This window comes from Pseudomonas sp. Irchel 3E19, from assembly GCF_900187585.1.
In the GTDB taxonomy this organism is placed as follows: domain Bacteria; phylum Pseudomonadota; class Gammaproteobacteria; order Pseudomonadales; family Pseudomonadaceae; genus Aquipseudomonas; species Aquipseudomonas baetica.
Window position 1 is genome coordinate 85458 of record NZ_FYDT01000007.1, and the last position, 22874, is coordinate 108331.

Genomic DNA, 22874 nt, shown 5'->3' on the forward strand with positions numbered 1-22874 from the left:
AATATCAGGCTTGATGCATTCCCTGTGGGAGCGGGCTTGCTCGCGAATGCGGTGGGTCATTCAATATACATGTGACTGATTCACCGCATTCGCGAGCAAGCCCGCTCCCACATTGGGATCTGTGGTGTTGTTGAGAGTGGGGGCAAATAAATGCCCCCACACGGGTTTAAGCGTAGCTTTCGATCGACGGGCAGGCACAAACCAGGTTGCGATCGCCGAACACGTTGTCGACGCGCCCGACCGGTGGCCAGTATTTGCCCTCGATCAACGACGCAACCGGGTAAACCGCTTGCTCGCGGCTGTACGGGTGCGTCCACTCGCCAACCAGTTCCGCCGCCGTGTGCGGAGCGTTCTTCAGTGGGTTGTCGTCCTTGTCGAGGGTGCCGTTTTCCACCGCGCGGATTTCTTCGCGGATGCGGATCATCGCGTCGCAGAAACGGTCCAGTTCTTCTTTGGATTCGCTTTCGGTCGGCTCGATCATCAGCGTGCCGGCGACCGGGAACGACATGGTCGGGGCGTGGAAGCCGAAGTCGATCAGACGCTTGGCGACGTCATCGACGCTGATGCCGCTGCTGTCTTTCAACGGGCGCAGGTCGAGGATGCATTCGTGCGCGACCAAGCCGTTGCTGCCGGTGTACAGCACTGGGTAGTGCTCTTCGAGGCGACGGGAAATGTAGTTGGCATTGAGGATCGCCAGTTGCGAAGCGCGCTTGAGGCCTGCGCCACCCATCATGCGAATGTACATCCAGGTGATCGGCAGAATGCTCGCGCTGCCGAACGGTGCCGCGCAGACCGCGCCTTCTTTGCGCTCCATGGTGCCGTGCCCCGGCAGGAACGGTGTCAGGTGCGACTTGACGCCAATCGGGCCGACGCCCGGGCCACCACCGCCGTGGGGGATGCAGAAGGTTTTGTGCAGGTTCAGGTGCGATACGTCGCCGCCGAACTTGCCCGGCGCGCAGAGGCCGACCATCGCGTTCATGTTGGCGCCGTCGATATACACCTGGCCGCCGTTGTCATGAATGATCCCGCAGATTTCGCGGATACCTTCTTCGAACACACCGTGGGTCGACGGGTAGGTGATCATCAGCGCGGCGAGGTGTTCGCGGTGCTCGATGGCTTTGGCGCGCAGGTCTTCGATGTCGACGTTGCCGCGAGCGTCGCACGCGGTCACGACCACGCGCATGCCGGCCATGTTGGCAGTAGCAGGGTTGGTGCCGTGGGCGGACGACGGGATCAGGCAGATGTCGCGACGCTCATCGCCACGGCTCTGGTGATAGGCGCGGATCGCCAGCAGGCCCGCGTATTCACCTTGCGAACCGGCGTTCGGTTGCAGCGAGATCGAATCGTAACCGGTGGCGGCGCAGAGCATCGCTTCCAGTTCATCGGTCAGTTGCTGATAACCGGCGCTTTGTGCGGCCGGAGCGAACGGGTGCAGCGCACCGAATTCGGCCCAGGTGACCGGGATCATTTCGCTGGCGGCGTTGAGTTTCATGGTGCACGAACCCAGCGGGATCATGGTGCGATCCAGTGCCAGATCCTTGTCGGCCAGTTTGCGCAGGTAGCGCATCAGCTCGGTTTCCGAGTGATAACGGTTGAACACCGGGTGGCTGAGAATCGGCGACTGGCGTACCAGCGCAGCAGGAATGGTGCTCTGCACGGTCGCGGCGAGGGCGGCGAAGTCCGGCAGGGTTTTGCCGTCGGCGAAGACGCTCCACAGGGTTTCGATATCAGCCTGAGCGGTGGTTTCGTCAACCGACAGACCCAGACGTTGGGCGTCAATGACACGCAGGTTGATCTGCTGGGCGTGAGCCTTGTCGTGCAGCGCGGCGGTTTGCGCGCCCGTGGCCAGAGTCAGGGTGTCGAAGAAGCTTTCCTGCTCGACCTTCAGACCCAGTGTGCTCAGGCCCTTGGCCAGAATCGCGGTCAGGTGATGCACGCGATTGGCGATCTGGGTCAGACCTTTCGGGCCGTGGTAGACGGCGTACATGCTGGCAATGTTGGCCAGCAGCACTTGCGCGGTGCAGATGTTCGAGGTGGCCTTCTCGCGGCGGATGTGTTGCTCGCGGGTCTGCATCGCCAGACGCAGCGCTGGCTTGCCGAAACGGTCAACCGAGACACCGACCAGACGGCCCGGCATGTCGCGCTTGAACGCATCTTTAGTCGAGAAGTAAGCCGCGTGCGGGCCACCGAAGCCCAGCGGCACACCGAAACGTTGCGCGGAACCGATGGCCACGTCAGCGCCAAATTCGCCCGGGGCGGTCAGCAAAGTCAGAGCCAGCAGGTCAGCGGCCACGGCCACCAAAGCGTTGGCGGTGTGGAAGCGTTCGGTCAGTTCGCGGTAGTCGAACACATCACCGTTGCTCGCCGGGTATTGCAGCAGGGCGCCGAAGAACGGGGTGACGTCGGTCAGTTCACGCTCGTCGCCCACGACCACTTCAATGCCCAGCGGCTCGGCACGGGTGCGCAGCACGTCAAGGGTTTGCGGGTGGCTGTGGATCGAGGCGAAGAATTGGTGGCTGCCCTTGTTCTTGCTCAGGCGTTTGCAGAAGGTCATGGCTTCGGCAGCGGCGGTGGCTTCGTCGAGCAGGGAAGCGTTGGCGATCGGCAGGCCGGTGAGGTCGCTGATCAGGGTCTGGAAGTTCAGCAGCGCTTCGAGACGGCCCTGGGAAATTTCTGGCTGGTACGGCGTGTAAGCGGTGTACCAGGCCGGGTTTTCCAGCAGGTTGCGCAGGATTGGCGACGGCGTGTGGCAGTTGTAGTAGCCCTGGCCGATGTAGGTCTTGAACAGCTGGTTTTTGCCAGCGATGGATTTGATCATCGCCAGGGCGTCGGCTTCGCTCAGGCCGTCGTCCATGCCGAGCACGCTGGTGCCCTTGATGCTTTCCGGGATGACGCTGGCGCTCAGGGCTTCAAGCGAGTCGAAGCCGAGGCTGTTGAGCATGGCTTGCTCGTCACCGGCGCGCGGGCCGATGTGACGGGCGATGAATTCGTTGGCGGTGCCAAGGTTTACTTGAGTCATGACAGGTCTCCTCAGGCTTCGGCTTGGGCTTTGATTAGACGGTCATACGCGTCCTGATCCAGCAGTTTGCCGACAGCGGCGGCGTCACTTGGCTGGAAGCGGAAGAACCAGCCTTCGCCCAGCGGATCTTCGTTGACCAGTTCCGGGGCGTCTTCCAGCGCCGGGTTCACTTCCAGCACATCGCCATCGAGGGGCATGTACACGCCGCTGGCAGCTTTCACCGATTCCACGGTGGCGGCTTCAGCGCCTTTTTCGTAAGCCTGCAGCTCAGGCAGTTGCACGAACACCACGTCGCCTAGGGCGTTCTGCGCGAAAGCGGTGATGCCGACAGTAACGCTGCCGTCAGCTTCGGTGCGCAGCCATTCGTGATCTTCAGTAAAACGCAACTCGCTCATGGAAACTCCTCAGGGGCCAGACTCGTCTGGTGGACGCGGTGGAAAGCGTGGGCAGGGAAGCCCTTATTTATGAGGGGTTGATTAGCAAGAACGCAGCCAAGATTAATTTATTGTTTTAAATCAATGGCTTGAAGTGGTTTAGGTCTAAATGAAAACGCGTGCGTGTAGCGAAATCGCTACAGCTTGGGGCGAGAGAAAAAGCTTAAGCGGATCAAAGCCTTGCAAAGCGGTGGCTGGAGGACGGTGTATCGATATCGTTCCGCTGTAGCGCTTTCAGTACAGATGGAGGTCGTTTTTGAGCGGATTTCGAATCCGTTACATACTTTGTGGGAGCGAGCCTGCTCGCGAAAGCGGCGCATCAGGCACATTAATGTCAATTGACACACCGCATTCGCGAGCAGGCTCGCTCCCACAAAGGGACAGTGATGGCTCAGGGTTTGTTGGGAATGCCGTATTTGCGCAGTCGATGGGCGATGGCGGTGTGCGAGGTTTGCAGGCGGCTGGCCAGTTGGCGGGTCGAGGGGTAGCTGACGTAGAGTTTTTCCAGCAGCGATCTTTCGAAGGATTCGACGGCTTGTTCGAGGCTGTCGACGTCGCTGTCGGTCTGCCGCGCCATCGAAGTGCCGGCAATGTCGAGGTCGCCGATGTCGACGAGGCTGCTTTCGCAGATCGCGGCGGCGCGGAAGATCACGTTCTGCAGTTGCCGCACGTTGCCCGGCCAGCGGTTACCGAGCAGCGCCGGATAAGTGCCGGGGGCCAGGCGGCACACCGGGCGCTGGATCTGCGCACAGGCCTGCTGCATGAAATAACGCGCGAGCAACAGAATGTCCTGACCGCGTTCGCGCAATGGAGGCACTTCAACGTTGAGCACGTTGAGGCGGTAGAACAGGTCTTCGCGGAACAGGCCTTCGCTGACCATTTTTTCCAGGTCGCGGTGGGTCGCGCTGAGAATCCGTACGTTGACCTTCACCTCACGATCACCGCCAACGCGGCGGAAGCTGCCGTCATTCAAAAAACGCAGCAGCTTGGCCTGCAAGTACGGCGACATCTCGCCGATCTCATCGAGAAACACCGTGCCCTGGTTGGCCAGTTCCATCAGCCCCGGTTTGCCGCCGCGCGCTGCGCCTGTGAAGGCGCCGGGGGCATAGCCGAACAGTTCGCTCTCGGCGAGGTTTTCCGGCAGGGCCGCGCAGTTCAGCGCCAGAAACGGCGCACTGTGCCGCGCACTGATGGCGTGGCAGGCGCGGGCGACCAGTTCTTTACCGGTACCGGTTTCGCCCTGGATCAACAACGGCGCATCCAGTGCGGCCACTCGCTGCGCACGAGCTTTGAGCGTGCGGATTGCCGGCGATTCGCCGAGCAGTGCATCGAAACCTTCGGCGTGGTCGTGGTGCAGTGCCGAGAGTTGTTCGCCGATGCGGTTCGGTTGATACAGCGTTAGCAGGGCGCCGGCGTCGGTGATCGGCGTGGCGTCGAGCAACAGGGTCTGGCCGTTGACGGTGATCTCGCGCAGTGGCAAGCGAAAGCCTTGTTCGAGCAGGGTGTCGAGCAGGCCGGGATCGTTGAACAGTTCCGCGACACTTTCCCCAGCCGGTTCGCGACCGTACAGCGCGATGAGTGCCGGGTTGGCCAGCAGCACCTTGCCAGCGCTGTCGAGGGCCAGTACCGGATCGGTCATTGCTGCGAGCAAGGCATCGAGTTGTAAGTGCCGACGCTGGCCGGGGAGGATGTCGACCACCGTCACCGCTTCTACACCCAGCACGCGAAACAGCGCATCTTTGAGTTCTTCGAGCACTTGCGGGCTGAGGGTCGGCGCGTCGATGTAGACGTTGGGCGGAATCATCTCCACCGCATCCAGATTGAGATTGCGCCCACCGAGTATGGCCAGGACTTCCTGGGTGATGCCGACGCGGTCGATGAAGCTGACGTGGATACGCATGGGGCGATTCAGTGATCTGCAGAGCGGAGGGTGGCAAGTATGCCTTGGGGCGGGCTAATGGTGAAATTTACGGCGATTTTCAGAGCTACATAGTTCCCTTGTGGGAGCGAGCCTGCTCGCGAATGCGGTGTGTCAGAAATGAAGAAGTTGACTGACAGATGGCGTTCGCGAGCAGGCTCGCTCCCACAGGGGGAATGTGGCGGGTGCGGGTTATTCGAAGCGCTCGAGATTGACCGGATCCCCGGATTTCATATCCAGCTGCTTACGGATGTCTTCAAACATCATGTCGTAGTGCTTGTGCACCGAGCCGATCTGGCTGTGGGTCCTGGGAATGCCGTACTTCTCGGCGATTCGCGTCACGTTGTTGGCAAAGTTGTAGGCCTCTTCCTTGGGCAGGAAGAACGTCTCTTTCATGTCCTTGCCCTGAAGGTTGCCATGCATCGTGAACTGGATGCCTTTGCCTTTTTGCGGATCGGTGAACACCTCGTAGTCGAGGTGTACGTTGTAACTGACATCGTCCGGGGTCAACGCGTGCCGTTCGATGTGCAAATGACCGGGTTCAAACTGGGCCATGGGTTTCTCCTTTCAAGGCATGGGAGAAGGGCAGACCTTGGGCCTGCCCCCGGAGTTTCTAATTATCGGTAAGTGATGCCGGGCTTCGCAGTGGTTACGCGAGTACCGGCGGTGCCCTGAACGATGGCTTCGATGTCCGCCAGCGAACCGATCACCGCTACCTTGCCAGTATGGCGTGCGAATTCGCAGGCTGCCTGCACCTTGGGTCCCATGGAACCGGCGGCAAAACCGAGGCGTTCGAGTTCGTCCGGGTGCGCCTCGGCGATGGCTTTCTGCGTTGGTTTGCCGAAGTCGATGAACGCCGCGTTGACGTCGGTGGCGATCACCAGCAAATCCGCTTCCAGTTGTTCAGCCAGCAGCGACGAGCACAAGTCCTTGTCGATCACCGCCTCGATGCCCTTGAGGTTGCGGTTTTCGTCATACATGGTCGGAATGCCGCCGCCACCGGCGCAAATCACGATGCTGCCCTTGTCCAGTAGCCACTTGATCGGGCGGATTTCGAAGATGCGTTTCGGCCGGGGGCTGGCGACCACACGGCGGAACTTGTCGCCGTCCGGGGCAATCGCCCAGCCTTTTTCAGCGGCGAGTTTTTCTGCCTCGGCCTTGTCATAGACCGGGCCGATCGGTTTGGTCGGGTTCTTGAACGCGGGGTCGTTGGCGTCGACTTCAACCTGGGTGAGCAGGGTGGCGAACGGCACTTCGAAATCCAGCAGGTTGCCCAGTTCCTGCTCGATGATGTAACCGATCATGCCTTCGGTTTCGGCACCGAGCACGTCCAGCGGGTACGGGGTGACGGAGGTGTAGGCCGCGGCTTGCAGTGACAGCAGGCCGACTTGCGGGCCATTGCCGTGGGCGATGACCAGTTGATTGCCGGGATGGATCTTGGCGATTTGCTCGGTGGCGATGCGGATGTTGGCGCGCTGATTGTCAGCGGTCATCGGCTCACCACGGCGGAGCAGGGCGTTACCGCCCAGAGCTACGACGATACGCATGGTGCTTGTCCTTCTAAAGCAGAGGAATGGCAAACGACTCGATCGCACTGCCGGAACCGGGAGTCTATGTGGGAGGGGGCTTGCTCCCGAAGGCGGTGTGTCATTCAACAGTGATTGTCGACTGATCCGCCGCCTTCGGGAGCAAGCCCCCTCCCACAAGGGCCCGGTTCCGGCAGTGGGAGCGGGCCGGTCTTACAGATCAGCCAGCGTCGAGACCAGAATCGCCTTGATGGTGTGCATGCGGTTTTCCGCTTGCTCGAAGGCGATGCAGGCTGGCGACTCGAACACGTCGTCGGTGACTTCGATGCCGTTGGCCAGGTGCGGATACTGCTCGGCGATCTGTTTGCCGACCTTGGTATCGCTGTTGTGGAACGCCGGCAGGCAGTGCATGAACTTGGTCCGTGGGTTGCCGGTGGCTTTCATCAGCTCGGCGTTGACCTGGTACGGCAGCAGTTGCTGGATACGCTCGGCCCAGGCTTCCACCGGTTCGCCCATCGACACCCAGACGTCGGTGTGAATGAAGTCGACGCCTTTGACGGCGGCTTTCGGATCCTCAGTCAGGGTGATGCGCGCGCCGCTTTCTTCCGCGTACTTTTTGCAGCGCTCAACCAGATCATCCAGTGGCCACAGGGCTTTCGGCGCGCAGATGCGCACGTCCATGCCCAGTTTCGCGCCGACCAGCAGCAGCGAGTTGCCCATGTTGTTTCGCGCGTCGCCCAGATAGGCGTAGCTGATGTCATGGATCGGCTTGTCGGCGTGTTCACGCATGGTCAGCACGTCGGCGATCATTTGGGTCGGGTGATATTCATCGGTCAAACCGTTGAATACCGGCACACCGGCGAATTTGGCCAGCTCTTCGACGATTTCCTGTTTGAAGCCACGGTACTCGATGGCGTCGTACATGCGACCCAGCACGCGGGCCGTGTCTTTCATGCTTTCCTTGTGGCCGATCTGCGAGGAATTCGGGTCGATGTAGGTGACGTTGGCGCCTTGGTCATAGGCTGCCACTTCGAAGGCGCAACGGGTGCGGGTCGAGGTTTTTTCGAAGATCAGGGCGATGTTGTTGCCCTTCAAGTGTTGTTGCTCGGTGCCGGTGTACTTGGCGCGTTTCAGATCGCGCGACAGGTCAAGCAGGTACCGCAGCTCACGTGGGGTGTGGTGTTCCAGGCTGAGCAGGTTACGGTTGTGGATGTTAAAAGCCATGATGGATCTCCTTGCCCGACACTGTGAAAGCTACTGCGCTCGGAAATACTGCGTTAAAAACAGGCTCGGAATGCTCATTTACAACCAGTAAACTCCGCTTCCTCGCCTGTTTTTGCCTTGTCTTTCCTTCGCTCGCTACGCTTTCACAGCGCCGGGTCGTATTAAGAAAAAGTTAGTAGTCAATCGGGTCGCGGATGATCGGGCAGGTCATGCAGTGGCCGCCGCCACGGCCACGGCCCAGTTCCCCGGCGCTGATGGTGATGACCTCCACGCCCGCTTTGCGCAGCAGGGTATTGGTGTAGGTGTTGCGGTCGTAGCCGATGACCACGCCCGGCTCCACGGCCACCACATTGTTGCCGTCGTCCCATTGCTCGCGTTCGGCGGCGAAGCTGTTGCCGCCGGTTTCCACCACGCGCAGTTTCGGCAGGTTGAGGGCGGCGGCCACGGTGTCGAGGAAGCTCGATTCTTCGCGGCGGATGTCGATGCCGCCCTGTTTGCTTTCGTCAGGGCGCAGGGTGAAGGCGACGATCTGATTCACCACTTCCGGGAAAATCGTCACCAGGTCGCGGTCGCAGAAGCTGAACACGGTGTCCAGGTGCATCGCCGCGCGGGACTTCGGCAGGCCGGCGACGATGACTTTTTCCACAGCCTTGTTCTTGAACAGGTTCAGCGCCAGTTGGCCGATGGCCTGACGGGACGAGCGCTCGCCCATGCCGATCAGCACCACGCCGTTGCCGATCGGCATCACGTCGCCACCCTCAAGGGTGGAGCTGCCGTGGTCTTTGTCCGGGTCGCCGTACCAGATCTCGAAATCGGCGTTGGTGAACTGCGGGTGGAATTTGTAGATGGCGGTGGTCAGCAGGGTTTCCTGACGGCGCGCCGGCCAGTACATCGGGTTCAGCGTCACGCCACCGTAGATCCAGCAGGTGGTATCGCGGGTGAACTGGGTGTTCGGCAGCGGCGGCAGAATGAAGCTGGAGTGACCGAGGAAATCGCGGAACATCTGGATGGTCTTGCCACCGAAGCTGTCCGGCAGATCATCAGCAGATACGCCGCCAATCAGGAATTCGGCGATGTGCCGTGGCTCAAGGCTCTTCAGCCAGGATTTGACTTCGTTGATCAGGCCCAGGCCCACCGAATCGGCGGTGACCTTGCGCTCGAGAATCCAGTCCAGCGCCTCAGGGATGGCGACGATGTCGGTCAGCAGGTTGTGCATTTCCAGCACGTCGATCCCGCGTTCACGCATCTTGGTGACGAAGTCGAAGTGGTCGCGCTTGGCTTGGGCGACCCACAGCACGTCATCGAACAGCAGTTCATCGCAGTTGTTCGGGGTCAGCCGCTGGTGGGCCAGACCTGGGGAGCACACCATGACTTTGCGCAGTTTGCCGGCTTCGGAATGGACGCCGTACTTAACTTTTTCCGTGGTCATTTCAGATCCTCCAGATAACAAAACAATCAGGGGTTACAGAGTCAGGAAGCCGTCGTAGAGACCGTAGGCAGCCACCAGGGCACCCACGACCACTGCGGCGAAAATCAGCTTCTCGACGTTAGTGAAAATCGGTTGTTTGAGTTCCAGCTTGGCTTTGGCGAACAGGATCGCGCCGGGTGCATAGAGCAGGGCGGAGAGCAGCAGGTATTTCACACCGCCGGCGTAGAGCAACCAGACCGCATAGATCAGTGCGATACCGCCGATAATCAGATCCTTGCGCCGCTCGGCCGCGAAGCCTTCGTAGCTTTCGCCGCGCACCGCCAGCAGCAGGGCGTAGGCGGCCGACCACAGGTACGGCACCAGAATCATCGAGGTGGCGAGGTAGATCAGCGACAGATAAGTGCTGGCCGAGAACAGGGTGATGACGAGGAAAATCTGCACCATCGCATTGGTCAGCCACAGGGCGTTGACCGGTACGTGGTTGGCGTTCTCCTTACGCAGGAACTCCGGCATGGTGTGGTCTTTTGCTGCGGCGAACATGATCTCCGCACACAGCAGCACCCACGACAGCAGCGCTCCCAGCAAGGAGATGATCAGACCGACGCTGATCAGCACCGCGCCCCAGTGACCGACTACATGCTCAAGCACGGCGGCCATCGACGGGTTCTGCAGTTTCGCCAGTTCCGGCTGAGTCATGATGCCCAGCGACAGCACGTTCACCAGCACGAGGAACAGCAGCACGGTGATGAAACCGATCACGGTGGCTTTACCCACGTCCGAGCGTTTTTCGGCACGGGCCGAGAAGATGCTCGCGCCCTCGATACCGATGAACACCCACACGGTGACCAGCATCATGTTGCGCACCTGGTTCATCACACTGCCCAGATCAGGGTTTTTCACGCCCCAGATATCGGCGGTGAAGATGTCCAGTTTGAAGGCGAAGACCGCGATCAAAACGAACAGCAGCAGTGGCACGACCTTGGCGACGGTAGTCACCAGGTTGATGAACGCCGCTTCTTTGATTCCGCGCAGTACCAGGAAATGCACCGCCCACAGCAGCACCGAAGCGCCGATGACGGCGGCAACCGTGTTGCCTTCGCCGAAAACCGGAAAGAAATAGCCGAGGGTGCTGAACAACAGAACGAAGTAACCGACGTTGCCCAGCCAGGCACTGATCCAGTAACCCCAGGCCGAGGAAAAACCCATGTAATCGCCAAACCCGGCCTTGGCGTAGGCGTACACGCCGCCGTCCAGGTCAGGTTTGCGATTGGCGAGGGTTTGAAAGACAAAAGCGAGGGTGAGCATGCCGACAGCGGTGATGGCCCAACCGATGAGTACCGCGCCGACGTCTGCGCTGGCTGCCATGTTTTGCGGCAGAGAGAATATCCCGCCGCCGATCATTGAACCGACTACCAATGCAACCAGTGCACCTAGTCGAAGTTTTCCGGGAGCTTCAGACATTTGCATGACTCCATTGCAGGAGAGAAGAGTTCACAGCGTAGTTCTGTTGACTGTTCAAACAACTGATTTAGATCAGTTCATAGGCACATTCCATTGTTAATGAATGACTTAGGCGGCGCCTGATGGCATAAAGCTGCTGCCTGAAAGGCCCGTCCGATAGGCGTTTGGCAGATATGACTGGGAAAGGCTCCTATTACTTTCGAATTATCACGCTAGTTCTTTTTCAGGTTTTGGCAAATTTTCCGCATCTGTTTTCAGTACAGAATCGAATAATCAGGATTCGCACACAAAAGCGACTATCCGTGTTAGGCGTTAGCGCCATTGGCTATATATAAAAGGCGTTAATTGGCGTTATTCAATAAACGTACTTACGCTTTATCCGTTTAGTTAAAAACCGCCTCTTTTTGATGAGTGCCAGAGCAGGAAAGGGAGACTGGAATGTCGCAACCGACGCAAAAGCTGCAACTGGGGGCGTTGATCGCCCTGGTGGTGGGGTCGATGATTGGCGGGGGGATTTTTTCCCTGCCGCAGAACATGGCGGCACGCGCCGATGCCGGGGCAATTCTGATCGGTTGGGGAATTACCGCGATCGGCATGCTGACCCTCGCTTTCGTGTTTCAGACCCTGGCCAATCGCAAACCCGAACTGGATTCGGGGGTGTACGCCTACGCCAAGGCCGGTTTTGGCGATTACATGGGGTTTTCCTCGGCGTGGGGTTACTGGATCAGCGCCTGGCTGGGCAATGTCGGTTATTTCGTTCTTCTCTTCAGCACCCTCGGCTATTTCTTTCCGGTGTTCGGCCAGGGCAACACGCCCATCGCTATCGGTTGCGCCTCGGTGCTGCTGTGGGCCGTGCATTTTCTGGTGATGCGCGGGATCAAGGAGGCGGCGTTCATCAACCAGGTGACTACCGTGGCCAAGATCGTGCCGCTGATCATGTTCATCGTCATCGCTGCCGTGGCGTTCAAGGCTGATATTTTTACTCGCGATATCTGGGGGCGCAGCAACCCGACGTTTGGCGGGGTGATGGATCAGGTACGCAACATGATGCTGGTGACGGTGTTCGTGTTCATCGGTATCGAGGGGGCCAGCGTGTACTCGGCGCGGGCGCAGAAACGCAGTGACGTCGGTCGCGCCACGGTGATCGGTTTTATCGGCGTGCTGGCGCTGCTGGTGTTGGTCAATGTGCTGTCGCTGGGGATCATGAGCCAGCCGGAACTGGCCAGTTTGCAGAACCCGTCGCTGGCGGCGGTGCTGGAGCATATCGTCGGGCCGTGGGGGGCGCTGGCGATCAGTATCGGTCTGGCGATCTCGCTACTCGGCGCGTTGCTGTCGTGGGCATTGCTCTGCGCGGAAATTCTTTTTGCCACGGCTCGGGACAAGACCATGCCGGCATTCCTGAAAAAGGAAAACGCCAACCATGTGCCGGTCAATGCGTTGTGGCTGACCAACGTGATGATCCAGATTTTCCTGTTGATCACCCTGTTCTCGGCAGGCACTTACACCAGCCTGATCTACCTCGCATCGTCGATGATTCTGGTGCCGTATCTGTGGTCGGCCGCCTACGCGGTGTTGTTGAGCGGGCGCGGCGAAACCTACGAACATGCCTCGGCCGAACGCACCAAGGACCTGCTGATCGGTGGCATCGCGCTGTGTTATGCGGTGTGGTTGTTGTATGCCGGCGGAGTCAAGTATTTGCTGCTGTCGGCGTTGTTGTATGCGCCGGGGGTGATCCTGTTTGCCAAGGCCAAACATGAGCAGGGTGAGCCGTTGTTCACCCCGGTGGAGAAGGGGATTTTTACCGCTGTGATCATTGGGGCAGGGTTGGCGGCTTATGGTTTGTACAGCGGGGTGCTGTCGTTGTGAGATTGACGAGCCGCACGGATTGACCCTGAATCGCAGGTGTCCGTGCGGCCGTCTTCGCGAGCAAGCCCGCTCCCACATTCAATCGCGTTCCGTCAGAAGAGACTCGGTCAAATGTGGGAGCAAGCCCGCTCCCACATTCAATCGCGTTCTGTCAGAAGAAACCCGGTCAAATGTGGGAGCAAGCCCGCTCCCACATTCAATCGCGTTCTGTCAGAAGAAACTCGGTCAAATGTGGGAGCAAGCCCGCTCCCACATTCAATCGCGTTCTGTCAGAAGAAACCCGGTCAAATGTGGGAGCAAGCCCGCTCCCACATTCAATCGCGTTCTGTCAGAAGAAACTCGGTCAAATGTGGGAGCAAGCCCGCTCCCACATTCAATCGCGTTCCGTCAGAAGAAACTCGGTCAAATGTGGGAGCGGGCTTGCTCGCGAAGAGGCCCGTATGTTCATCACCACTTTGGGTGATGCGAACCCAGTTCGGTGGCCGGCAGCGCCCACTGCAGCGGCGTCCCGCTGATCTTCACCGGCACCTGCAACCGGTGCGCCGGCCCCCACGGTGTCTGCTCAATCTCCAAGCGCTGATCCTGCTCATCCTCCGCTCGTAACGCCTCACTCGTCCCCGGTCCGTGCTCGATCAACAGTTTCGCCGTCCGCGCCAGCGACAACCGTGCCGATCCTCCGCGACCACTGCGCAACCGCTCGCTCAGCAAGCTGATCGCACTCGCCGCCATCAAATACCCGGTCGCATGGTCCAGCGCCTGCACCGGCAACGGTGTCGGTTTGTCGGCGTGCTTCCAGCGCTGCCCGGCCTCGGCGATGCCGCTGCTCATCTGCACCAGGCTGTCGAAACCTCGGCGGTTCTGCCACGGCCCGCTCCAGCCGTAGGCGTTGAGGCTGACGTCGACCAGCCCCGGTGCCAGTTGCCGACGACGCTCGACACCGAAGCCAAGGTGCTCCAGCGCATCGGCGCGGTAGCCGTGGAGCAGAATGTCGGCGTCCTTCAACAAGTTTTCGAACACCGCGCGATCCGTCGGATCATGCAGATCCAGTCGCGCGCAGCGTTTGCCGAGGGTGACTTCCGGGACCACGCCCGGTTCGTTCCAGGTCGGCGGATCGATGCGCAAAACATCGGCGCCAAACCCTGCAAGAAAACGGCTGGCGGTGGGCCCGGCGAGTACCCGCGTCAAGTCCAGCACCTTGATCCCGGCCAGCGGTTGCGCCGCTGAGCCTTGCCACGGTTTGCGGCGTTCGTCCGGCTGATCAATGAACTGAACCAGCGGTTCGGCATTCACCGCCAACCCTTGCGGATGCTGTTGCCACTGAGCCCAACTGCGCATTTCGGCAGCGCAGCCCTTGGCGTCGACCACCGCTTGCTCCAGATCCTTGCTCGCCCATTGCGCGACTTTCGCCGCCATCGCTGCGCGGTCGGCACAGGCGCCCAGTACGCGTTCAGCGGCAGCGCGGTGATGCGAGGCGTTGGTGTGCAGGCGGATCCAGCCGTCGCGGGTCGCATAGTCACCTGCGACCGGATCCCACAACGGCGGCACCTCCCAACCTATCGGACGCAGCGAGGTGGCGAACCAGAACGAGGCCAGACGCCGGTCGACTTCAACGCTTGGCAGATAAGCGGTTTGTTGCTGGATCAGTTCGCTGATCGCTTGCCCGGCAGCGGCAATGCTCGCGCAGGCCAGATCGGTGACGGCGAACGCCGAGGGCAGGGCGCCGCTGGCGGTGAACGGAATAGGCGTGTGCGGCAAGCCGAGTGCGGCTTGAATGGACGTGAGTAAATCAGTCATCGAAGGCCCTCCGGAGCGAGAGGGCGATGATAGTGCAAAAGAATGTCAGCTCAGATGAAATTCCCTGGGCAGAACACGTACCCCTGTGGGAGCGAGCCTGCTCGCGAAAGCGGTGTGTCAGTCAACAAAGGTGTTGGATTTGACGACCTCTTCGCGAGCAGGCTCGCTCCCACAGGGATTTGTGCCGGATTGTTATACCCGGAACTGATCCATCAATTTCATCTGCTGGCTCGCCAGGGCATTGAGCTGGCTGCTGATCGCTGCCGATTCGGTGGCTTGCTCGGTCAACGTCTCCGTCACGGTCCGAATCGCCGAGACGTTGCGGTTAACCTCTTCAGCCACCGCGCTCTGCTGTTCGGCGGCGCTGGCAATTTGCAGGTTCATGTCGCTGATCACGGTGACCACATCGCTGATCTTGCCCAGCGCATCCACCGCCTGACGGATCTGCCCGGCGTTGTTGTGCGCCTGGGTCTGGCTCGAATGCATGGTCGCGACCACGCCACGGGTGCCGGTCTGGATCTTCTCGATGACTATGCGAATTTCTTCCACCGAATCCTGCGTGCGTTTGGCCAGGTTGCGCACCTCGTCCGCCACCACGGCAAACCCGCGCCCGCTCTCACCGGCCCGGGCCGCTTCGATGGCGGCGTTGAGCGCCAGCAGGTTGGTCTGTTCGGCGATGCTGCGAATCACCTCCAGCACCGAGCCGATCTGCTCGCTGTTGACCGCCAGTGCTTCGACTTCGGTCACTGCTTTGCTGACTTCATCGGCCAGTTGATTGATGTCGCGGGTGCTGCGCTCGATGATCGACATGCCGTCCTTGGCCGACTGATCGGCACCCTTGGCGGCGTTGGCCGCGTTTGACGCGCTGTTGGCAACGTCATGGGCGGTGGCGCTCATTTCGTTGGAGGCGGTGGCCACCTGGTCGATTTCGCGGAACTGAACCTGCATGCCTTCGCTGGTCTGACGGGCGATTTCCGAAGATTGGTCGGCGGTGCCGCGCGCTTCGGTGATGCTCTGTTTGATCTGCGCGATGGTCGGTTGCAGCTTGTCGAGGAAGCGGTTGAACCAGTTCGCCCAGTTCATCCTGCTTGCTGTAATTGAGCCGCTGGGTCAGATCGCCTTCACCGCTGGCGATGTTCTTCAGCATCTCGGCAACGCTGTTGATCGGACGAGTGACACCGGAAGCGGTGAGCCAGATCAGCAACAAGCCAATCAGACCGGCAGCCACCGCCACTGCCAATGCCATGAATACGCCGGTTTCCTGAGCGTCATCGAGCACCGCTTGCAGCTTGACCGAATCGGCCAGCAACACTTGTTTCGGCAGGTCGATGACCACGCCCCAGGCGCGCGAGTTGCCAATCGGTTCGACCGGATACACAGCACGGATCAGGTCGCCTTGTTCGAGGATCTTCGGCGTGGCGCTGCCGAGTAGTTGCAGCACATCCTTACCGTCGGCGCCGAGGGTGTCGCTGATTTTCTTGCCGACCTTGGCGGCGTCGGAACTGTCGGCCGCCAGCACGCCACTGCCGGACACAATCAGCATGTGCCCGGCGTTGTTGAACAGGTTGCGCTGGGACTCCGCGGTGGCCGCTTGCAAGGCGTCGAGGGCGATATCGACGCCGACCACACCGATGGCTTTGCCGTCGACGATCAAGGGCACCGAAATGGTCGTCATGAGCATTTCCTTGCCGCCGACGGTATCGGCATACGGGTCGAGCAGGCAGGTGCGTTTGTTGTCGCGAGGGCAGGTGTACCAACTGTTGTACGGCGTGCCGCTGACACTCAACGTGGTCTTGGTCATGTCTTCTTCGACCATGATCGTGTTCAGCGAGGAGCCGGCAGCGCGGCTCCAGTAACTGGCAAAACGCCCGGCTTCGTTGGACTGGCGCGCCGCGTCGTTGGCGAACTCGCTGTCCTTGCCGTCGAGCCCGTTCGGTTCAAAGGCGAGCCAGATGCCGAGCACCTTGTCGTTACGCTCGAACGCGGTTTTCAGGTTCAGGTTCAACTCTTCACGCAAGGCACCGGCGTCCAGCGAACGCTTGGCGGCCATTACGCGCATGTCCTTGATCTGGTCGGCCTGCGCGGTGATCACCGTCAGGCTTTCGCCAAAGGTCTTCTGCACGCGCACCGCTTGTTCGGCGGCTTTGGCCTGCAGCAGGTTCTGCACACTGGTGGTGAGCAACTTGTTGCTGGAGTCGCTGACCAGTTTATCGTTCTGGTTGGTCTGGTAAATGTTCATGCCGACGATCAGCGCAACCACACCGAGCAGGCATAGACCAGAGAGCAGAACGATTTTCAGGCGAATGGAAAGAGAGTCGAACATGGGCGTTCTCGCGAATGAATAAAACGGGTGGCATTCGGGTATGAACTACCCGGTTCGCCAAATCCATTCAGCGCCATTAATCCTCATCGGCGCGGAGCGAGGGCGCATGAGCGGGTTGCCGACGAACGGTCAGCGCTAAACGTTTGCGCAGGGGAATGTGCTGCAAGGGTGATTAATTACAGAGAAGTTTCAGGGGTGTTACGCGGGCTCAGGAAGGGGGGGGCAAGGTTTCCGGTCGCGACCAGATCCACAGGTTGCCCAAACTCATCCCGGCAATCGCCAGATAGACCGGCCAGCCGTGATCGAGCATCAGCAACATCAGCGTCGCGCACAGCAGCATGCTCACCGTCGCACTGACCTTGGCCTTGCGCGCAATGATTTTGCCGTTGCGCCAGTTGCTCAGGATCGGCCCAAACAGGCGATGGTGTTCCAGCCAGGCACTCAGTCGCGGCGAACTGCGCGTCGCGGCCCAGGCGGCGAGCAGGATGAACTCGGTGGTCGGCAGGCCGGGCACGACGATGGCAATCAGGCCGATGCCAAGGCTGACATAGGCCAGCAGGCCGAACAGCAGGCGGGCGATTTTTGAGGTGGCGGGTTGCGGCATGGGCTCAGCGAGTGATTATGAAGCGGAATGGAGATCTTACAGGTTGTTGCAGTTCCCATGTGGGAGCGAGCCTGCTCGCGAAAGCGGTGGATCAGTCACATTAATGTTGAATGTGCTGCCGTCTTCGCGAGCAGGCTCGCTCCCACAAGGAATAGGTGTGGCTTCAGGCAAGTTCTGCTTCGGTGGCATAAGCCTGTTCCAACAACACGGTGACGCGGTTGAACGCGTCAATCGCGCCTTGCTCGACTTCAGCTTCTTCCTCGGCACTGAACTGCAACGAGTCGAGGGTGCGCACAAAGCTTTTCCAGCCTTCGGCGCGACCACCTTCGGGCTCACCCAAATGACGCGCACCAAAGGTTTCGCTCAGCTCCAGCGCCACGGCGCGCTTGATCAGAAACGCCGCACCGAGCTTCGAACCTTCGGAGACAAAGATCCAGCCCAGCGCACGAGCCTTGCTCGGGTTTTTCACCGCGCCAGCCACAGGTGCCGGCACTTCAGTTTCCAGATCCGCCAGATCTGCCTTGGCCGCTTCGGCACGGCAACGGGCTGGCAAGTCCGGCACGATCGCGGTCAGTTCGGCGTTGTTATAGAGGTCGACCAGTTCCGACTGAAACAGGTATTGCGCCACCACAAACCGGGCGAAGTTGGCGCGAGTATCGAATGGCGCATGGGCTTTGACCAGGGCGTCGAGCTTGCTGTGCGGCTCGTGCGTGATCTGGTTCAGGCGTTGTGAACGCAGGGCTTTTTGCGAAGTGGTCATGGGGTGTCCTTGATAAAAGAGGCGCTTGATAACGAGACGAACGGGATAGCGCCGGACAGTAAAAAAAGCCTCACTGCGCGGCGTATGAATACGCGCAGTGAGGCAGACGGGATCAGATGTCCCAGATCAGGTTGATCGCGAAGTTACGGCCCGGCTGGGTCAGGCGATCAAGGTTGGCCGGTTGCGTTACCGAGGCTTCGCCGACGCTGTCGTAACCGCGCACGTCATCCCACAGCCAGTATTTCTTGTCGGTCAGGTTGTAAATGCCGCCGCTGACGGTGACGTCGTTGGTGACTTTGTAGAAGCCGGTCAGATCAAGAATACCGAAGCCCGGTGACTTGAACTGGCTGCTGACGCCATCCGGCGACTTGAAGTTGCTGTCGTCGACACGATCCTTCTTCTTCACCAATGTCCAGCTCAGCAAACCGCCGTAGTTGTCCTGGTCGTAACCGAGCCCGAACACACCGGTCAGCGGATTGACGCTGTTGAGCGGTTCGCCGCTGTCGTCGTTGCGGCCGTAGGCGTAGGCGATCGAGCCTTGGGTATACAGGCCTTGCGGCGCACCGAACGCATCCAGATTCAAGCGACCTTTGACTTCCGCGCCCTTGATGGTCGCATGCTTGATGTTGCTCGACTGGAAGGTCAGCTCGCTGTAACCCGGGGTGACCGCATCTTCGTTGATGAAGTCGCGGTACTTGTTATAGAACACCGCCACGTCAAACGAGCCGGACTCGAAGTTGCCGCGCAGACCGGTCTCGTAGCTTTTGCTTTTTTCCGGTTCCAGGTCCGGGTTCGGCGCCACTTGGTAACCGGTGGTGTTGTTCTCGAAACGACCGTACAGCGCTTTCGCGGTCGGCGTGCGGAAGCCTTCGGCGTATTGACCGTACCAGGTGTAGTTGTCGTTAAAGGCGTAGGTCAGGCCGAATTTGGGCGAGACTTTATGCCAGGTCTTGTTCTTGTCGCTGACCGTGCCCTGGCCATCCGCCGCCACGGTGTTGAGGAATTCCTCGGTGATGTGCGGCTTGAGTTGGGTGTAGTCGTAGCGCAGACTTGGAAGGAAGGTCCAGTCGTTCCAGCTGATCTGATCCTGGGCGAACAGGCTGTAGGTGTTGATGGTCGGGTCCGGGAAGTCGCTGGCCTTTTTCAAGACGTCAGCGACACTGGTGGCGCCAATCGCGGTGCAGCCGCGACCGACGGCCAGGCACTTGCCGTCGCCGCTGCGCGAGCCGGTGACTTTCTGCTGTTTGATCGTGGTGCCGTAGGTCAGCACGTGGTCGGTGTCACCGATGGCAAAGGCCTTGTCCAGTTGCGCATCGAAGACCCACTGCTTTTCCTCGTAAACCGTGTCGCGGGTACGCAGCACTTTCCGGGTCATCGGGTAGTAATACTCTTCGGTGCTCTGGTCGGTCTTGGCGATCTGGTGGTTGAGGCTCCACTTCACGTTGTCGACCAGCAGGCTGTCGAGGGCGAAGCTGTGTTCGATGCCGAAACGCTCGCGGGTGATGGTGTCGTTACCGGTGCGCCACTGGTACATGCCGCCGGGCAGCATGCTGTCTGGAATGGTCGGGGCGCCGTTGAAGTACGGGCCGCCGTAGGCGCTTTTTTGATCGGTGTCGCGATCATCCTTGTACTTTTCGTAGGTCAGGCCCAGGCGCGAATCTTCGTTGTAGTTCCAGCCGATCTTGGCCAGCACGTTGGTGGCCTTGACGTCTTCCGGGTTGGCGGCGGTGCGCTCAAGACCGGTGCCATTGTTGCTGCCGTAGGAGTCGGTCTCGTGACCGTCACGGCGGCTGAAGTGCAGCAAGCCATCGAACTGATCGGCACGGCCAGCGACGGTGGCGGACTTCAACCAGCTCTCATCGGCGGAGCTGTAACCGGTTTTCAGGCGGGCGCCGACGTCTTTGCCGGGCTTGATGATGTCGTCAGGATCGAGGGTGTAGTAGCTGACGGCGCCGCCAATGGCGTTGCTGCCGTACAGCACCGAGGCAGGGCCGCGAAGGATTTCCACGCGTTTGACGATTTCCGGGTCGACGTAATTGCGCTGGCTTTTGGCGTACGGGCCGTTGAAGAAACTGTTGGGGATTTCCACGCCATCGACTTGAGTCAGAATGCGGTCGCCGTCGATGCCACGGATGTTGTAGCCGGTGATGCCGGCACGTTGACCGGCGCCACCGACGGAAACGCCCGGCTCATAACGCACCAGATCCTTGATGGTGTTGACGTTGCTGCGATCGAGTTCTTCACGGCTGTGCACGGTGACGGTGCTCGGCACGCTGTTCACCGACTGTTCCTGGCGGGTGGCGCTGATGGTCACCTGATCCAGATTAAGCGCGCCGCTGGTGCTGCGTTTTTCCAGCACGACGTTGTTGTTGCTCAGCTTGCGGAAGCTCAGGTTGGTCCCCACCAACAGGCGCTCAAGGGCTTTTTCCGGTGGCAGCGAGCCGCGTACGCCCGGCGACGATATGCCCTGACCCAGTTCTGCCGGTAAGCCGACTTGCCAGCCGGTCACGGCGGTGAAGGCATTGAGGGCCGACACCAGCGGCTGCTGACCGATGGCGAACGAGTAATCGCCCATGTTGCGCGCCGGTTGCTCAGTGGCAGCCAGCAGCGGCGCGCTGCCGGCCATCAGGATGGCAGCGGTCAGCAGCGACAATACGCGGGAAGGGGAAGCAGTCTGGCGGGTAAGGCGAGAGGACATCGATAGCGCTCCGTGTCGCACGAATCTTTATAGGTGCTGATTTCGCGTCCGAAGATGCGAATCAATTGCATTGGCTATAACTAGACGAACGCGCTCACGCTATCGAGTAAAAATAATTCTCATTTAGTTCAGGATCACCAGCGCCGGGAATTCCTGCAGGCGTGCGGAGGTGATGTGGGCGAGGGAGCGCACCACGTCGAGCGGTTGATCGAGGCGGTAATTGCCGGTCACGGCAACGTCGGCCAACTGCTCGTTGTTGTTGATGATCCAGCCCGGATAGTAGCGGCGCAGTTCGGCCAGCACCTGATTGAGCGGGCAGTTCTCGAACACCAGTCGACCTTGCACCCAGGCCAGATCGGTATTGGCGTCGAGCTTGGCCGGGCGGTCGAAACCGTTGGGGCCGATGCGGATACTTTCCCCTGCGCTCAAGCGAACCCGAGCATCGTTATGGGTCGCACGCAGATCGACATCGCCGCGCTGCACATTGACCTGCGCGACACCGTCCAGATAGCGCACGGCGAACGCGGTGTCATGCACGCTGGCCTTGACCGGGCCGGCGTCGATTTCCAGCGGTTGATTGCGATTGGCCGCGACCTCGAAAAACGCTTCGCCCTGATACAACCGGGCAACGCGCTGTTGATCATTGATGGTGCTGGAAAACGCCGAGTTGGTATTGAGCAGGACTTTCGAACCGTCCTCCAGTTGCAGGCGCTGGCGTTCGCCGACCACGGTCAGATGATCGGCCTGAAGGCGCATCGGCACATTGCTGAAACTGAACAGACCGAGCACCAGCACCGCAGCGGTCGCCAGCGGTTTCCAGTGGGGGCGCAGGCGTTTGAGGACAGTGACTTTCGCAGGTTTGGCCGCGAGGTTTTGTGCGCACTGGGCGATCTGCGGGCCGTCCCAGATCGCCTGCGCCTTGGCGAAGGCCTCGGCATTCAACGGATCAGCCGCCAGCCACGCGTGGAATTGCCGGGTCTGCTCTTGGTCCGGACTGCCGAGCACGATGAGCCAGTCCAGCGCCTGGTCCATTGCAAGTGCGGCGTCCTGCGCCGTTTCGGGCGAAGGCGAGCGGTGGGTGTCCGTCACGGTGTTTCCTCGGCAGTGTCTGCGCACGGCTGTTTTTTTAGTGAAGCGTAAAAGTCGGGCAAGGGTAACAAAGCCCGATGATCAGTGCAGTTGAACCTGGCACAAACAGAAAAGGCCTACAGCCTCAGTCGCCATTCAAGCGTTCGGCGACGCCGATGCAAATGCTCATGATCAGTTTCAGTTCTTTCTGCACGGTGCTGAGCGACACGTTCAGTTCGTCGGCGATTTCCTGATAGCTATGACCGTGCAGGCGGCTGAGGATGAAAATCTGCTGCTGACGCGGGCTGAGTTGACCGAGGCTCACGTTCAGGCGCTCCAGCAATTGTTCGGCGTGGGCGGCGTCTTCGGCGCTGCTGGCGGGGGCGGCGACGCTGTGCACAACTGCCTGCGGCACATCATCGACCATGGTCCGCGAATGGATCTTGCGCGCACGCAGATGATCCAGGGCCAGATTGCGCGCGGTCTGGAAGACAAAGGGTTCGAGATGATCGATGGCCCGCTCGCTCAGCGCCCGCGTCACGCGCAGGTAGGTTTCCTGCAACAGATCTTCAGCGGTGCTGTGATTGTTGACCATCCGTTCCAGCGTACGCAGCAAGGACGTGCGCTGGGTGAGGAAGACGTGGTTGAAGTGTGATTGACTCACGGGAAGACCTGATCCATTTCAAGTGAATGATAATGCTTATCATCTAGCTGAATGGTCAAGTACTGATTTTGAATAGAACGGAAAAC

At 60.1% G+C, this 22874-nt stretch carries 17 protein-coding genes; 1 reads left to right on the plus strand and 16 read right to left on the minus strand.

Annotated elements, in window-relative coordinates; translation table 11 throughout:
* Positions 1-166: 166 nt before the first annotated feature.
* From gcvP to arcD (CKW18_RS06745), 8 genes are all read right to left on the minus strand, one after another.
* Positions 167-3019 (minus strand): aminomethyl-transferring glycine dehydrogenase, encoded by a 2853-nt coding sequence (gene gcvP / locus CKW18_RS06710; RefSeq protein WP_095188033.1) that lies wholly within the window; start codon positions 3017-3019, stop codon positions 167-169.
* A gap of 11 nt (positions 3020-3030) precedes the next feature.
* Positions 3031-3414 carry a glycine cleavage system protein GcvH gene (gene gcvH, locus CKW18_RS06715; protein WP_007962059.1) on the minus strand — a complete coding sequence of 128 codons (384 nt, stop codon included), beginning with the start codon at positions 3412-3414 and terminating at the stop codon, positions 3031-3033.
* A 430-nt stretch (positions 3415-3844) separates the two neighbouring features.
* Positions 3845-5353 (minus strand): sigma-54-dependent transcriptional regulator, encoded by a 1509-nt coding sequence (locus tag CKW18_RS06720; protein WP_095188034.1) that lies wholly within the window; start codon positions 5351-5353, stop codon positions 3845-3847.
* 210 nt (positions 5354-5563) lie between these two features.
* Complete coding sequence (locus CKW18_RS06725) at positions 5564-5926, minus strand: DUF5064 family protein (RefSeq protein WP_095188035.1); 363 nt, start codon at positions 5924-5926, stop codon at positions 5564-5566.
* A 62-nt stretch (positions 5927-5988) separates the two neighbouring features.
* Complete coding sequence (arcC, locus tag CKW18_RS06730) at positions 5989-6918, minus strand: carbamate kinase (RefSeq protein WP_095188036.1); 930 nt, start codon at positions 6916-6918, stop codon at positions 5989-5991.
* Positions 6919-7110: 192 nt separating this feature from the next.
* Positions 7111-8121, minus strand: a complete 1011-nt coding sequence (locus tag CKW18_RS06735) for an ornithine carbamoyltransferase (RefSeq protein ID WP_095188037.1) — start codon at positions 8119-8121, stop codon at positions 7111-7113.
* Positions 8122-8293: 172 nt separating this feature from the next.
* Positions 8294-9550 (minus strand): arginine deiminase, encoded by a 1257-nt coding sequence (arcA, locus tag CKW18_RS06740; RefSeq protein ID WP_095188038.1) that lies wholly within the window; start codon positions 9548-9550, stop codon positions 8294-8296.
* 33 nt (positions 9551-9583) lie between these two features.
* Positions 9584-11011 carry an arginine-ornithine antiporter gene (gene arcD, locus CKW18_RS06745; protein ID WP_095188039.1) on the minus strand — a complete coding sequence of 476 codons (1428 nt, stop codon included), beginning with the start codon at positions 11009-11011 and terminating at the stop codon, positions 9584-9586.
* A gap of 438 nt (positions 11012-11449) precedes the next feature.
* Between arcD (CKW18_RS06745) and arcD (CKW18_RS06750) the strand changes: the two genes are divergently transcribed.
* On the plus strand, positions 11450-12877 hold the full coding sequence (gene arcD / locus CKW18_RS06750) for an arginine-ornithine antiporter (protein ID WP_095188040.1): 1428 nt from the start codon (positions 11450-11452) through the stop codon (positions 12875-12877).
* 447 nt (positions 12878-13324) lie between these two features.
* Here the strand turns inward: arcD (CKW18_RS06750) and CKW18_RS06755 are convergent, their stop codons facing one another.
* The 8 genes from CKW18_RS06755 to CKW18_RS06785 all read right to left on the minus strand — a co-directional run bounded on the left by CKW18_RS06755 (position 13325) and on the right by CKW18_RS06785 (position 22788).
* Positions 13325-14671: a CoA transferase gene (locus CKW18_RS06755; RefSeq protein ID WP_095188041.1), complete on the minus strand. Its 1347-nt coding sequence runs from the start codon at positions 14669-14671 to the stop codon at positions 13325-13327.
* Positions 14672-14863: 192 nt separating this feature from the next.
* Positions 14864-15619, minus strand: coding sequence for a methyl-accepting chemotaxis protein (locus CKW18_RS31445; RefSeq protein WP_371857614.1), 756 nt, complete (start codon positions 15617-15619; stop codon positions 14864-14866).
* A complete protein-coding gene (locus CKW18_RS06760) occupies positions 15549-16994 on the minus strand; it encodes a HAMP domain-containing protein (RefSeq protein WP_371857615.1) in 1446 nt (481 codons plus the stop codon). The genes CKW18_RS31445 and CKW18_RS06760 overlap by 71 nt, the downstream gene beginning before the upstream one ends.
* Before the next feature lie 208 nt (positions 16995-17202).
* Entirely contained in the window at positions 17203-17598 is a 396-nt protein-coding gene (locus CKW18_RS06765; protein ID WP_095188042.1) for a YbaN family protein, read from the minus strand.
* Between the two features lie 163 nt (positions 17599-17761).
* Entirely contained in the window at positions 17762-18358 is a 597-nt protein-coding gene (locus CKW18_RS06770) for a biliverdin-producing heme oxygenase (protein WP_095188043.1), read from the minus strand.
* Between the two features lie 112 nt (positions 18359-18470).
* A complete protein-coding gene (locus CKW18_RS06775; RefSeq protein ID WP_095188044.1) occupies positions 18471-21056 on the minus strand; it encodes a TonB-dependent receptor in 2586 nt (861 codons plus the stop codon).
* Positions 21057-21179: 123 nt separating this feature from the next.
* Positions 21180-22145, minus strand: coding sequence for a FecR domain-containing protein (locus CKW18_RS06780; RefSeq protein ID WP_095188045.1), 966 nt, complete (start codon positions 22143-22145; stop codon positions 21180-21182).
* Positions 22146-22269: 124 nt separating this feature from the next.
* Complete coding sequence (locus CKW18_RS06785) at positions 22270-22788, minus strand: RNA polymerase sigma factor (RefSeq protein ID WP_095188046.1); 519 nt, start codon at positions 22786-22788, stop codon at positions 22270-22272.
* Positions 22789-22874 lie beyond the last annotated feature (86 nt).